Genomic DNA, 12,860 nt, shown 5'->3' with positions numbered 1-12,860 from the left:
CTGTAGCTACTTCCGGCTGAATTGGCCTTCCTCAATATTTGTAATCACCATCAATGGGACAATTTGATTTTCATAAGCTGTTTGTATGATTGCTTGATCGTCTATTGGTGTAAGCGACCCATCTGCATTTAATTCATAACTGAAAATTTGTAAAAAAGATAAATGTTCACCAACCTCATCGACTACTGCTGGGGAATCTTCCCCTGTGATTTGAAGATCCACGTAAGCCCCAACATCAACTGTCGGCAGCTGGCGCGAATGATCATTAATATACAGCACAGAGCCTGGTGGTACAAGGTGTGGAAACTGTATATTATTTCCTCGTACTATTTCCTCTACGGGTATCCCGTATTGCTGACTAATATGCCATACGCTTTCCCCCGGCTGAACCATATGATATCTTCCCTCAACAGGAATCACAATTGCCTGGCCTACAACTAACTGATCCGGATTAGGCAGCTGATTTACTTCCACAATCGTTTCAAATGGGATGTTATATGTTTGGGCTACCTGCCAAAGGCTCTCTCCTGGAGAAACTACATGAATCTGCATTTGCTTGTCCCCCTTGCTCTGGTCATGTTACTTTTACCAGCCTATTCGGCAATACAAAGATTCATTCTTCTAACCTTTCTACTAAAGTTTGGAAAGGTTAGAAATAAAAAAACCGCCAGCTATGGCGGTCAGATTGTCGAGAAAGCCTTCTCAACAGCCATTTTTTGAGTGAATAACCCCGATTATTCAGATTAATTAAGTATAATTAAGATAACTAATCCACTAGAAAAACAATCCACACTTTTCATTCGCTACAGACGGTCTCTTTTACCTGTAGCACAAGTGCAACATCCGTTCAAGCCACGTTTCATTCGCTACAGACGGGCGCTTTCCGCGGGCAACGCTTCAGCTTCCTCGGGCACATCGCCCTGCGGGATCTTCACCTGTTGCTTTTCCCGCAGGAGTCGCCGCCTTTCGCTTCTCTAAATCGCCTGAAAATATATGGGAGTTTTTTCCATATTGATGAATATCATGTAACGTCTACTCAGAAAGACAAGGAGAATTAAAGTTGGTCTTCACCGATCAATTAGTGTAAGAAGATCACTTACTACGAAAAGTAGACAAGAAGATTGATCTTCTGAGAAAGTAAAGCCTTTTTACTGTGAACATAAAGAATCACCGCACTACAGGCATGAAACATAACATTATTACGGATGTCCATGTCACGACTGGCAATGTTCATGACTCACGGCCGTATTTGTCACATTTAGACCGTCAGAGAAAGTAGGCTTTCTCCGGAAAGAAAGCTTCTTTACAAAAAGAGAAAAGAAACCATTGAAAGAAGCTTTGTGAAGGCAAAACAACTCCACGGTCTTCGCTACTGCCGGTTACGAACCTTGAAGGGAGCTAAAGAACAAGCGCTGATTACAGCATCTTCTTTACCCTACACCCAGTTCCCGAAAATAAATATTTTTCCGCCAAGAGAAGGGGCTGGGACAAACCAGCCTCTGAAAAGTAAAAATGGTGCCAATTATCGCTTTTCGATAGTTGGGACAGTTTTGTTGATCTAAAATAGGTTGATGAGCCTCTCGGGCAGAGAATTTTCTCCAGTTTACCGCCATCAGGCAAATCCTATGTCGTTTTTAACCTTAAACGTGCGTTCAAACCCTGCTTTATCCGGTATTTTAAATAAGGCTATCTCCGATTCTGTTATGTTGTGGTGATTTAACCTAATCAGAAGGTATCCTTTTTGTGTACCTATTCATTGATGGTTCAAAAATCACGAGACGCCTGCGGGAAAAGCAAGAGCTGAAGATCCGCCGGGGCGGTCTAACCCGGCTAGCTGAAGCCTTGCCCGCGGCAAGCGAGTGTATTCTTGAACAAGCAACAAGCAACTAACTAAATACAAGAAAAGGCTCTCACCGATGTGAGGGCCCTTCTTATTGTTTTAGGAGTCTTTCTCCTTTAATATTTTAAATCGCTTCAGTTCATCAATTGTGTCTTTAATTTCTCTTCCAGGCAAGTTAATAAGCTTTTCTGTTCCGTCACCTTTTAACTCACCTTCAACGACAACGAGAACCCCTTCTTCTTCGAACTCTTGATGAAATTCACCAATGAGCTTGTTATACGTTCCAATAGCTTTGATCGTTTCTTTTGCCAAAATAGCAAGCACACGCTGATAAACCCTGATTAAGCTATGATAATTTTGATCTAAATCAGGGTAAATATCAAAGGCTTTTGGCTTATCCCGAAAATCTTCTATTACTTTTTCATCCCATTCAAAATCAGGTACCAACAGGGAATCTTTAATATAGATCATTTTTGGAAGACTTTCTTCACTTTCCCCGCTAGGTTTGATTCTTCCTTTAGGAAGTCCTTTCTCTTGAATAAAGGCCTGAAGTTCAGAGAAAAAACGATAAGCAAAATGATTATTAAATTCCTTATCTCTTTGCTCATTAAATGAGATCAGCTGTGGAGCTGCATCTCCGTATTCTTCATGGATGCTCTTTTCTGCATGGTTTTCAAACATGGCTGCCGTAGAAATATAATTAACTAGCATCCGGTTAATTTCCAAGTACACCGTATCCTTATTCCAGGACGACTCTTCTTTCATCTTCTTTTCAAGATTACCAATGCTGTTTTTCAAACTGGAATAATTTCCTACAGTAATTTGAAACAAGGACTTGATCCCTTGAAACAAGGAAATTTTATCTTTACATGCATTAATAGTATGTAGTTCTTCTTCACTTAATGTTCTTTTAACTCGCAGCGTTGCTTTGTTATCTACTGCTTGCGCGAACGCAATCCAATGTTTCATATTTGTCCTCCGTATAATGTAGTCTCCCTTTTAGGGTAACATAGCGCGGGCTAGAATTTTACCTCTGTTTCATCTTTTCTCATTATAAATGTTTACTCTTAGGGAGTAAAACAAACAGAAATATGCCAAGCCTTTAGGTAAGACTCGGCAATTGAAAAATGTCATATCGCTCTGAAAGCTCAAAATGCTTCCTTTGGAAGCTGAGGACAACCTCGGAGAGCAGCCCTTTTAGAATTTCATATAGAGGTTTTCCTTTAAAAATAACACAGGTGTGAGACGGTTTCTTGTGATAAAGGCAGGTTACATAACATCTCTTTTTATTTATATTTTTCGTGCTCCGTGGGTGAGTTGAATTCTATGACGAATTGTTAAGAAATGCATGATGGTAAGAATAACAATGCCTGTGTTCATTCCTATAATGATTCCATCCATTTGAAGATTTGGCATTGATCCGAGTACAAACATAAGAACAAAATATACAGTCGTGGACCAGATTGAATGAAGAAAAGCATCTTTCACAAGTCCTAAACCAATGAGAAACGCTTGCATGGGAATAACAAAGAAGTGAAAAAAGAAATAGGGAACAAGCAGCTGTAAATATACTGAGGCTGGCGAATCCTCAAAGAATAAACTGGTTAATTGATCTGAAAAAAATAAAATACTGCCACGGACGGAACAGAATATAGAAGTGTCGCAGCAATGATCTTTCTAAGCAGATGGTTAAGCTCGTGTATTTCCCGTTTAGCATAAGCCTCTGAAACAGTGGGTATTAAGACTATTAAGAGAGAATGAGCAATAAATGCTGGAAAGAAACCTATAGTAAAAGCTACTCCCGCAAGTTTTCCATACTGCACCATTGCCATTTCTTCTACCATCCCCCCTCGAACAAGAGCAGCTTTAATGAGAAACGGCTTTATAGCAAACGACGCTGCATGAAAAATTCTAAGACCCGTAGTAGGCAAAGAAACCGATAAAAGAGTTTGTAAGACAGAACTTTTTTTCACCGGGGTCGAAGGCTTTTCATCCATGACTTTTATTTCTTTAACAAACATAATGACCAAATAAACGAGTACTACCAATTCTGTCCCTATTAAAGTACACAAAGCAATCAAGATAGCAAGGTCAGTGTCAAAATGGAATAATTGAAAGACGGCAATTAACAAAACGAGCTGTACGGCCCGCCTTAAAAAGTTAGCAGCTGCTATCTTTCCCATATGGTGGGCTCCCATAAAATAACCCCTGGCAATAGAGGACAGCGCTATAATAGGAATGAGGGTAAGCAGCAGCCAAGGAAGAAGTGGATGGTACGCGTTAAAGACGGGAATCAACGGAAAAACGATAATAGAAATGGCTAAGAATGCTACCGTAAAGGCAGCGGTAAAACGAATAGTATGCTCAAGGATGCTTTTATGATAAATTTTCTCCTTTTCTGCAATGGCCTTTGAAATGGAAACGGGAAGCTCCATGCTGGCTATCACGACAAGAAATACAATCGTGGGTAAAATAGACATATAAAGACCAAGGCCCTCTTCCCCAAGCTCCCTGGCAAGCACTACATTAATGACAAACTCCAAACACTCACTTATAAAAGCTGCTGCGATCAGCAGTAAAGAACCTTTCAAAAATGTATTCATCGTACTTCCATCCCCCCACAGTTCTTATAACTATGAAAGGAGGACAAGAAGTATTTTTATTTTATTCATTTATCGTGTTCTTTTCCCACTTTCCGTTTCTTATTCATGCTTTACATAGACCTTTCCTATATGGTATACGCCTGCATGTAGTTACTATATTGCTAAAAAACAGACTGGTAAGAGGTTCCTCTCACCAGTCTGCAGGCTCGTAAAATTATTCTACCGGCCTCATAGTAGCGGGATAGCTCTATGATCATAGCCCCCATTCGTTCCAGATCAGGACTGAGAAGCCTGGTCATTTCATTTTCTTTCATTCCTTCTGCAGTTACTTTTCCAACAGCAACCGCAAGAACGTCCTGCTCAAAAGAATCTAACAGCTGTTCTAAGTACTCATTTTCCTTCGCATATTGAAACAACGAATGCACTTGAATGGCAGTAGTAAAGCATACGGCATCCACTTCTCGGTTTATAATTTCCAGTGTTAATGTATGAACGGTCTCCTCCTCTGGCGGAATGTGCTGATATGGTAAAATCTGCAATACGTCAGCGCCTTTTTCTTCTAAAAAATCAATCAATGGAGGCGCACTTATCCCGTGAAGCTGTACCATCACTTTCTTTCCCGAAAAATCTTCCTTTTTTAAAGCCTGAATTAAACCTTGAGTGGTCCCATCTTCATCAACTGCATCAGGCTTAATACCAATTTTTTTTAAAGCTGCTACTGTTTTATAACCGCGAGTGGCAATACTGGCATCCTGCAATACTTGTAAAAACTGTTCTTCAATATCCAGGTTTCTTGCTGTATCCAAAAGAGTGTTTGTACCAATCCCTGTCGTAAATAACGCCCAATCTGCTCCTTGCTTAACAAACGTTTGTAAAGCGGGTTCAATTTGTTTATCGGCAAGAAAGACTGTTCCCTGCAGAGGCCGGACAATACATGTACCTCCCTGTTTTTCTATTAAACTGGTCATTTCCTCTGTTTTTCTTGATGCTGCCAAAGCAACACGCTTGCCTGTTAACCCTTTACCCATTTCTGTTCACACCTTTTCTCTCTATGGTTGTACCCTTATTATACCTGACTTATGTTTCCTTTGATGTCTACCTGTGTATTCAAAGAAAAAACTGAACCTAAACGACTATTAGGTTCAGTTTTTCATGAAATATCTTTTATTGAAACATAACAGTAAACGTAAGAGCTATCATCGTAAAAATATTAGGATTTTTCTTATTCGTACTTGTCATTTAAACCCCTCCAATTGTGAAAGTGAGTATGTGTTATAAATAAGATAACACATACTCTGGCCAACAAAAGGGTTTGTGTAAGGAAACATAACATGGTTTTTATATAAATATTTAAGCTGTAAGAAAACAGTTATTCTTTTAGAAAGGTAAACCCATCTTTCTGTTCGATTTTTCCTTCTTTCATTAATTTACCAAGTGATCTCTTAAATGCTGCCTTACTAAGATTAAAGAGAGAACGAATGTCTTCTGGATCGCTTTTATCCCCAAAAGGCATTTTGCCTCCCTGTTGAATTAAATAGTTCAAAATCTTTTCTGCATCCTCATCCATACTCTCTAGCCTGTGTGGCCGCAAAGATAAATTAACGGTCCCATCCTCTTTGACTGCAATCACTCTTCCTTCTACTTGTTGACCTAAACGGGGCTCTGTTTTCCGTTCTGTATAATGAATAAATCCACGGTATCCCTCTTCCGTTAGCACAAAAGAACCCACTTTCCCTGTCTGATACACCCAGCCCTGCAATGTTTGCTGCCTGAGATGAACAGGGGCATCCTTTCTTATTTCCTCTACCTCTTGTTCTGTAATGGGCTTTGCTGTAAGTCTTCCTTCTTTGTCATGTCCCAGGGTGACATACAGATAATCCCCTGGGGAAGGCCATACCTCTGTTAAAACAGGAAGATCATCCTCAAACACTAGAAAGTCTCTTGAAATTCCTATATCTACGAACACTCCCAGGTTTTTTACAACCTTGACTACTTTAGCCCACCCGTATGATTGTAATGTAGCTTTTGGCAGGTTCATTGTTGCTTGGGTCTTTCCTTGTTTATTTTCATAAAGAAACACTTGAGCAACATCACCTTCCTGAAGCTCTTCCTGTGTTTCGTTCTCTTGAAGATACACTTCGTTTGAACCATTTGTCATCGTATAGCCATTAGGATGCAAAGCTGCGACTTTCATTGTTTCAATTTGACCTGGAGTAAAATTTGGCATGCTTCTACCTCTTTCTGCAATAAAATCCATATACAAAAGATATATGATTTATTATAACTACTTGTTAGGTAGATGTAAAAAGACCCTGAAAACTTTTCAGGATCTTTTCTGGACCGTTTGTTGGAGCTCTTTTAGTTCTTCAAAGGAAAGATTGGTGTACCGTTTTATTTCATTAAGATCCAGCTTGGCGTCTTCAAACATTTTGGCAGCTGAAGCTACTGCCTGCTTCTTTGTCATTTTTTCCAGTTCCTGGTTATACAACTCAAAAAACATTTTCATCTTATCCCTCCCATGCAAGTTCATCAGTACCTGGCAGCTGAGATAATAAAACAACTATCCTTGAGTGTGTATGACTGTTTCTGCTTTAATCAAGCTTCGACAAAGTCCAGCCTTTTCCTTTTAAAAATTAGAAAAACTAGCACTTTTAGAAAGTGCTAGTCGTTATCTTGCTAAGCATCGTGAATAAGGTCTTTTAACAGGCCGTAGGATTTTATACGTTCCTTATGGGCGTAAACAGAAGTGTTTATAATCATTTCATCAGCTTGTGTTTTGTCCAGAAAATCCTGAAGCTCCCTTTTTACACGTTCCGGGCTGCCAGCAATCGTTGAACTTAACTGCTGGGAGATAGAAGCTTTTTCAAACTCAGACCACAATTCATCCATATTCTCTACTGGTGGCTTCAGCTTTGTAGGATTTCCCTTTGTTAAGCTTAAAAAAGCCTGCTGCTGAGAGGTGGAAAGCCATTCTGCTTTCTCATCATCTTCAGCTACGATTACATTCACCCCCACCATTGCATATGGTTCTTTACGTGTGTCAGAAGGAATAAACGACTGTCGGTATAACCGTAAGGCAGGCAGAGTATACGCAGGAGAAAAATGGCTTGCAAAAGCAAATGGGAGTCCTAGTCTTCCAGCCAATTGAGCATTGTAGCCACTTGAGCCTAACAGCCAGATAGGGATATCCAAGCCTTCTCCAGGTATAGCACGTACTGGATTATATCCTTTGCCTAGAGAAGAATCGAAATAAGAACGAAGCTCTTCAAGTGCCTCCGGAAAATCTTCTCCATTACTGGAAAGGTCCCTGCGAAGAGCCTGAGCAGTAACCTGGTCACTGCCCGGGGCCCTTCCCAGTCCTAAATCTATCCTCCTGGGTACATACTTTCCAGGGTGCCAAACTGCTCGGCTATCACCAGAGGAGCGTGATTAGGCAGCATAATGCCGCCGGATCCGACACGAATGTTTTTTGTGCCGCCGGCAATATAGCCTATTAATACTGATGTTGCAGAACTTGCTATTCCAGGCATATTATGATGTTCAGCAACCCAGTAACGGTGAAAGCCCAGCTTTTCGGTGTGCCTGGCTAAGTTTAGGCTGTTTTGGACGGCTTCAGAAGCATTACTTCCCTCAACAATTGGAGCAAGGTCAAGTACCGAAAATTTAATATCACTAAGACGCTTATTCAGATTAGAATCCACTTTCATCCCCCCTTTTTTTGAGCTGCTGATTTCTGTAAGCTCAAGATGAAATATTGATACTTGCTGCTCATCCGAAAAATCTGCCAAGGTGGTAGCGTATTTAGTAATATTTCCTGTAAATTGTAAATTATCTTCAGGGACTTTTACGGTAAATGATGGATTGTACAGCATTTTAGTCACATTATGATACTCCTCTCCACCATGTACAGGAAATCGAAAGGATACTTTTGTTGGAGAGTATGAAGTCGTCTCTGTTTTGTAAAATTCGGAAACGAGAAATTCCATATCATTCAACATTACTCTTCTTTCCATTTGCACACTCCATCTCTTTCTCAGTGTCAGCCAAAAAGTCCATTATTCAGCTGCGGTTTTCCTTTAACATGCTCAGGCATCCTCTTCCCTATTTGTTCCTTTGTCCTTTGGAGAAAGATAGTAATAAGAAACCAAACCATTCACGCGAATAAGAAAAGCTGTTAAAAGTCAAAATCATCTGGATCTGGGCCAACTCGTTCATTTTTATTAAGAGAAGAGATTTGATTCATCTCTTGGTCAGTAAGCTGAAAATCAAACACATCTGCATTCGCTTTAATTCGCTCTTCATTCACAGATTTTGGTATGGTTACTACTTTATTTTGGAGGTCCCAGCGCAATATGATTTGAGCTGGCGATTTTCCGTATTTCTTTCCTATGTCTTTTATGGTTTCATCTCGGAGGAGTTCTCCTTGTTTAAGCGGGGACCAAGCCTCCAGCTGAATGCTTTCTCCCTCGCAAAAAGCAAGAAGTTCTTCCTGGGTCAGATGAGGGTGATATTCGACCTGATTTACCATAGGTTTAATTTCTGCGTGTTCCAGTAAATCTTTTAAGTGATGAATATGAAAGTTACTTACTCCGATTGCACGAACACGGCCCTCTTTATATAGCTTTTCTAATGCCTTCCAGGTTTCTTTATATTTTCCCTCAACGGGCCAGTGGATAAGATATAAATCCAAATAATCTAACCCAAGTTTATTTAAGCTTGTTTGAAAAGCTTCCAGGGTAGAGTTGTATCCTTGATCTGCGTTCCAGACTTTGGAGGTGATAAATAAATCTTCACGTGCTGCTCCTGATTCTCTGATCCCTTGTCCTACCCCATCTTCATTTCCATAAACAGCCGCTGTATCAATGCTCTTGTAACCTGTTTGTATTGCGTTCTTTACGGAGTCGATTACTTCTTTTCCTTCTTCTACTTTGAATACTCCTAACCCAAACCAGGGCATGCGCACCCCATTATGTAGTGTGACAGTATCTTGAAGACTTGACGCCATGCTGATTCCTCCTTTAATACAAGCTTGTCTATTATTTTCTAATAAAAGAATGGAAAGATAAACTATTTTGCACTATAGCCTAACGCGATATGAAAATCCAGCCAGAATACTTTTCAGTTACTCTCTACTGACTGATCCCTGGGATAAAAAATAAGCTCAAATCCCGCAAAAGGATCTGAGCTTATTTACATGTTATATGATGCCCTGCATTCGAAGAACCACTTCAGCAATTAAAGCAGAACCGATAAATGTACCAAGAAAAACAAATACAGCTACTACAATACTTCGCCATCCAAGACTGAGAAAGTCTGTCCAATTTCTGCCAATGGAAATTCCCGCGTAGGCTAGAATTGGGGTGGTGAGGGCGAGGAGCTCCACTTGTTCAGTCCAAGCAACCACATAAGATGACCCTGGAATCCAAGGCATAGAAACGAGTACTCCTATAAGACCTATGTAGGCAACACTAGGAAGCTGAAAGGGAAGTAATTTCTGGACAATCATTCCAGCCAGAGCGATGACAATAAGTGTAAGCATACCAGGCAATGCATCAAAGGGTAAAATGTCAAAGCCCATCCAATTTCCAAATAATGCAGAAAGGCCAAAAATCCCTAACAGGAGAGACCACTCTTGTATATTACGCAGCATTATGACCTCTCTCCTTTCTTTTCTTGTTCACTTTTTTCTTTTCATCATTACGTTATACAGTTTCTCCGTTAATGGCAAACCGATGAATATGCTAATATACAGACCCGTTGATAGGGACAATAAGTTGCTGGCCCCTGCAAAAGCAGCGATGGATCCTTCGAACTCTGGAAAGGCTGCAATTAAAGAACCGCTTGCAGCAGCCATCATACTTCCACTGCCTACCCTGATGCCATTGCAAAAGAGAGTGGCTGAGCGGTGTTAAGGTTGCGAGGTAGCCGGCGGCTAAGCCGAAAAATACCGCACCAAAAACTGTTCCAAATATGTAAATAGCCATTACTCCCCGGCCTTCCGGACTATTGAATCCATATTTGTCCATAATCAATCCAACGTTGGGTTCACGAGCAATTGAATGTGTCATCCCTATTGCTTCTCGTTTAAAACCGAGCAAAATAGCAATCGGCAGAGCTATTAAAATCGTCGCCAGATTCCCAAACTCCTGCAGTAATAACGCAGGTCCGGCTTCAATAATTTCAGGCAGTGATGGTCCGATAATCACTCCAATTTTAGCAATAAGTAATGTAACGCCCAGGACAATAAAAGGCTCAGCCCGATCGGCTGACTTTTTCTTAATAATTGGAGTAAAGTATAAGCCCAGCCCAATCACTATGGCATATAACATTGGCAGAAGCATGATCACTCCCGGTCCAACAGCAAACTCATGAATTCCAATACTTTCTGTCAAAATAACAATTAAAAACACGACAGCGTGAAGCCGCCAATCTTTTATCAAATCTGTCTGATTCACAAACTGCACCTCCTGGTATACCTAGTTTCTCTCACACATACCTTCTACACATTAGAGTATAGCTTTAGCGATTGCTTTATAAGAATTACTTCTCATTTCATACGTAGGAGTAATCGTCACAACCATGATTTCATCAGCATTAACTTGTAGTTGCATTTCTTTTATTTTTTTACCTGCTTCTTCGGGACTTCCAATAATTACTTTCTCTTTTTCTCTCCCTTTAGATCTTTTCTCTGCTCTTCCTAAAAAATACTCTTTGGCTTCCATAATAGAAGGAACTCCATGCAGTTCTTCTCCCTTTTCCATCTTTTTCTTCCAAAGATCATAACTTAATGCCATTTCCTCAGCTTCTTCAGTCGTTTCCCCGCATATGACTGCTACCGTTAAAATAACATAAGGTTTCTCTATATTATTTGTTTTATATGTGTTTATACATTCTTTAGCATCTGCATCACTCATAAAGTGACCAAATACATAAGGCAGTTTATGATCTGCTGCTAACAAGGCACTTTTATTACTCGTGCCAAGAAGCCAGGGCTGAGGCTTGGAGGGAGGAACAGGAGAGGCTTTGAGACTGGAATATAGATGATCCTCGGGAAAATCGTTTCTAAAAAAATGCAGCAGTTCATCTAATAGTCTGGAAAGTTCTTTACATTATCCAAGTAATTTCCTGACAAAGCCATCGAAGCTTCAGCCGAACCCCCTGGAGCCCTCCCAATTCCTATATCTATCCTTCCAGGAAACAATGTTTCTAACATGTGATAGGTTTCGGCAACTTTATAGGGCTTATAGTGGGGAAGTAACACTGCTCCTGCTCCCAGCCTGATTTTCTTGGTAGACGCTCCTATATAACTAATCATAACCTCAGGAGAAGAGCAGGATAGTCCTTTCATATCATGATGCTCAGCAATCCAATATCTCTTATACCCAAGCTCTTCTCCAAGAAGTGCCAGTTTTTTTGATTCTTCAAGCGCTTTTGCCTGGGAACTCCCTTCCAGCACGGGAGATTGGTCAAGTATACTTACAATCATCTCATTCACCCTTTTATATACTATACTCTTGCTGCCTTATTCACCCATTATATAAAAGACAAACAAAACCAGCACTACGATAGAGTGCTGGCACCATATTACAAGGCTTTTATTTCTTCAAACAACTCAGAGAGAGTAGAAACTACCTTAGTGTTTTCTCTAACTTCTGCCTTTCCTGCCGGATCTATTAAAATAGCTTGCATATTCATTTGCTCTGCAGGGGCAATTTCATTTAAATAATTATCCCCAATGGAGACAGCTTCCTCAGCCTTAACATGATAGCGCGAAAGGAGTTCCTGAAAGTGTTTGCTTGTGTTTTGAGGCTTTTTGGCACTGGAGATGACTTCAGGGAACACGCCGTGTAACTTTAAGGTTAGAAGAAGGCGCTCTACATCGTCAGCCTGACTGTTCGTTATAAGGACAAGGTCCTTTTTTCTCCAAGGTGCAACAATGCTTCACGCAAGCCAGGATTATCAGCAAAGGTGAATTCGTCTGTCTGCATATAATCTTTTGTTTTGCAGTACGAATCATAAGTGCTTCCTACCCCATAATGCTTCGCTGCAGCAACTGGAAGCCACCATCCATCCCCAATTGCAATGAGGTGATCAAAGTCATAAGTAAGCGAACCACTGTAATAGCTTTGTTCGTCAAGCTCTGTGCCTTCCCAGTCAAATACTTTTACAACATTGTTGTTTTCAGGATTGACTGTAAGGATCCTGTCTCTTTTCGCATCATAAATTCTTCCCACAGCTACCGGATGATTTCCCTTTAGAATGGATTGGTAATCATTCCAGAAGAGCTCTCTTTTTTCCGGTTCGAGCTTTTTGCTTAATTCTTCAGCATAAAATTCAAAATGGTGGGTATCTTCGTACAATGTGCCATCAAGGTCAAAGATTACCAGTTTCACTTTGCTCCATGCAACTGTCATTTG

Annotated in this window: 12 protein-coding genes and 5 pseudogenes; 2 read left to right on the top strand and 15 right to left on the bottom strand. The window is 40.4% G+C overall.

Annotation, left to right across the window (positions count from 1 at the left end; all coding sequences use genetic code 11):
- Positions 1–6: 6 nt before the first annotated feature.
- Complete coding sequence (locus JCM19033_RS27345; RefSeq protein ID WP_306301285.1) at positions 7–552, bottom strand: LysM peptidoglycan-binding domain-containing protein; 546 nt, start codon at positions 550–552, stop codon at positions 7–9.
- Between the two features lie 713 nt (positions 553–1,265).
- On the opposite strand from JCM19033_RS27345, the pseudogene JCM19033_RS25455 reads away from it, so the two are divergent.
- Both JCM19033_RS25455 and JCM19033_RS23365 read left to right on the top strand, forming a co-directional pair.
- A pseudogene (locus JCM19033_RS25455) lies at positions 1,266–1,562 on the top strand (transposase); the annotation flags it as partial.
- 181 nt (positions 1,563–1,743) lie between these two features.
- Positions 1,744–1,890, top strand: a complete 147-nt coding sequence (locus JCM19033_RS23365) for a hypothetical protein (protein ID WP_157049814.1) — start codon at positions 1,744–1,746, stop codon at positions 1,888–1,890.
- Between the two features lie 49 nt (positions 1,891–1,939).
- Here the strand turns inward: JCM19033_RS23365 and JCM19033_RS08870 are convergent, their stop codons facing one another.
- From JCM19033_RS08870 to JCM19033_RS25445, 14 genes and pseudogenes are all read right to left on the bottom strand, one after another.
- The gene (locus JCM19033_RS08870) at positions 1,940–2,809 is read right to left on the bottom strand and encodes a hypothetical protein (RefSeq protein ID WP_054636049.1); all 870 of its coding nucleotides are present in this window, start codon (positions 2,807–2,809) and stop codon (positions 1,940–1,942) included.
- Positions 2,810–3,130: 321 nt separating this feature from the next.
- Entirely contained in the window at positions 3,131–3,358 is a 228-nt protein-coding gene (locus JCM19033_RS27340; protein WP_306301284.1) for a hypothetical protein, read from the bottom strand.
- A gap of 86 nt (positions 3,359–3,444) precedes the next feature.
- Positions 3,445–4,443 (bottom strand): oligosaccharide flippase family protein, encoded by a 999-nt coding sequence (locus tag JCM19033_RS08865; protein ID WP_306301283.1) that lies wholly within the window; start codon positions 4,441–4,443, stop codon positions 3,445–3,447.
- Between the two features lie 161 nt (positions 4,444–4,604).
- On the bottom strand, positions 4,605–5,471 hold the full coding sequence (locus JCM19033_RS08860) for a uroporphyrinogen-III synthase (RefSeq protein WP_054636048.1): 867 nt from the start codon (positions 5,469–5,471) through the stop codon (positions 4,605–4,607).
- 341 nt (positions 5,472–5,812) lie between these two features.
- Entirely contained in the window at positions 5,813–6,670 is an 858-nt protein-coding gene (locus JCM19033_RS08855; protein ID WP_054636047.1) for a S1 RNA-binding domain-containing protein, read from the bottom strand.
- Positions 6,671–6,766: 96 nt separating this feature from the next.
- The gene (locus tag JCM19033_RS08850) at positions 6,767–6,949 is read right to left on the bottom strand and encodes a hypothetical protein (RefSeq protein ID WP_054636046.1); all 183 of its coding nucleotides are present in this window, start codon (positions 6,947–6,949) and stop codon (positions 6,767–6,769) included.
- A gap of 170 nt (positions 6,950–7,119) precedes the next feature.
- Positions 7,120–8,150: pseudogene (locus tag JCM19033_RS08845) on the bottom strand (LLM class flavin-dependent oxidoreductase).
- Between the two features lie 75 nt (positions 8,151–8,225).
- Positions 8,226–8,429 (bottom strand): annotated as a pseudogene (locus JCM19033_RS23360) (DUF3219 family protein); the annotation flags it as partial.
- Positions 8,430–8,617: 188 nt separating this feature from the next.
- Positions 8,618–9,448 carry an aldo/keto reductase gene (locus tag JCM19033_RS08840; protein WP_054636045.1) on the bottom strand — a complete coding sequence of 277 codons (831 nt, stop codon included), beginning with the start codon at positions 9,446–9,448 and terminating at the stop codon, positions 8,618–8,620.
- Between the two features lie 192 nt (positions 9,449–9,640).
- Positions 9,641–10,093 (bottom strand): hypothetical protein, encoded by a 453-nt coding sequence (locus JCM19033_RS08835; protein ID WP_054636044.1) that lies wholly within the window; start codon positions 10,091–10,093, stop codon positions 9,641–9,643.
- A gap of 27 nt (positions 10,094–10,120) precedes the next feature.
- Positions 10,121–10,898, bottom strand: a pseudogene (locus JCM19033_RS08830) (DUF3100 domain-containing protein).
- 51 nt (positions 10,899–10,949) lie between these two features.
- Positions 10,950–11,929, bottom strand: a pseudogene (locus JCM19033_RS08825) (LLM class flavin-dependent oxidoreductase).
- Positions 11,930–12,027: 98 nt separating this feature from the next.
- On the bottom strand, positions 12,028–12,345 hold the full coding sequence (locus JCM19033_RS25450; RefSeq protein ID WP_269758095.1) for an HAD family hydrolase: 318 nt from the start codon (positions 12,343–12,345) through the stop codon (positions 12,028–12,030).
- A complete protein-coding gene (locus JCM19033_RS25445) occupies positions 12,342–12,857 on the bottom strand; it encodes an uL29 family ribosomal protein (RefSeq protein WP_054636042.1) in 516 nt (171 codons plus the stop codon). Before JCM19033_RS25445 ends, JCM19033_RS25450 begins: the two co-directional genes overlap by 4 nt.
- Positions 12,858–12,860 lie beyond the last annotated feature (3 nt).

Source organism: Thalassobacillus sp. C254 (assembly GCF_001310615.1).
Note: the sequence above shows the minus strand (reverse complement) of the source record. Positions and strands in the feature narration are given on the sequence as shown.

What these genes read in the sequence shown, in the direction of transcription:
- JCM19033_RS27345 (WP_306301285.1), bottom strand. Translation starts at nt 552, where the DNA reads ATGCAGATTCATGTAGTTTCTCCAGGAGAGAGCCTTTGGCAGGTAGCC.
- JCM19033_RS08870 (WP_054636049.1), bottom strand. Translation starts at nt 2,809, where the DNA reads ATGAAACATTGGATTGCGTTCGCGCAAGCAGTAGATAACAAAGCAACG.
- JCM19033_RS27340 (WP_306301284.1), bottom strand. Translation starts at nt 3,358, where the DNA reads ATGCAAGCGTTTCTCATTGGTTTAGGACTTGTGAAAGATGCTTTTCTT.
- JCM19033_RS08865 (WP_306301283.1), bottom strand. Translation starts at nt 4,443, where the DNA reads ATGAATACATTTTTGAAAGGTTCTTTACTGCTGATCGCAGCAGCTTTT.
- JCM19033_RS08860 (WP_054636048.1), bottom strand. Translation starts at nt 5,471, where the DNA reads ATGGGTAAAGGGTTAACAGGCAAGCGTGTTGCTTTGGCAGCATCAAGA.
- JCM19033_RS08855 (WP_054636047.1), bottom strand. Translation starts at nt 6,670, where the DNA reads ATGCCAAATTTTACTCCAGGTCAAATTGAAACAATGAAAGTCGCAGCT.
- JCM19033_RS08850 (WP_054636046.1), bottom strand. Translation starts at nt 6,949, where the DNA reads ATGAAAATGTTTTTTGAGTTGTATAACCAGGAACTGGAAAAAATGACA.
- JCM19033_RS08840 (WP_054636045.1), bottom strand. Translation starts at nt 9,448, where the DNA reads ATGGCGTCAAGTCTTCAAGATACTGTCACACTACATAATGGGGTGCGC.
- JCM19033_RS08835 (WP_054636044.1), bottom strand. Translation starts at nt 10,093, where the DNA reads ATGCTGCGTAATATACAAGAGTGGTCTCTCCTGTTAGGGATTTTTGGC.
- JCM19033_RS25445 (WP_054636042.1), bottom strand. Translation starts at nt 12,857, where the DNA reads ATGACAGTTGCATGGAGCAAAGTGAAACTGGTAATCTTTGACCTTGAT.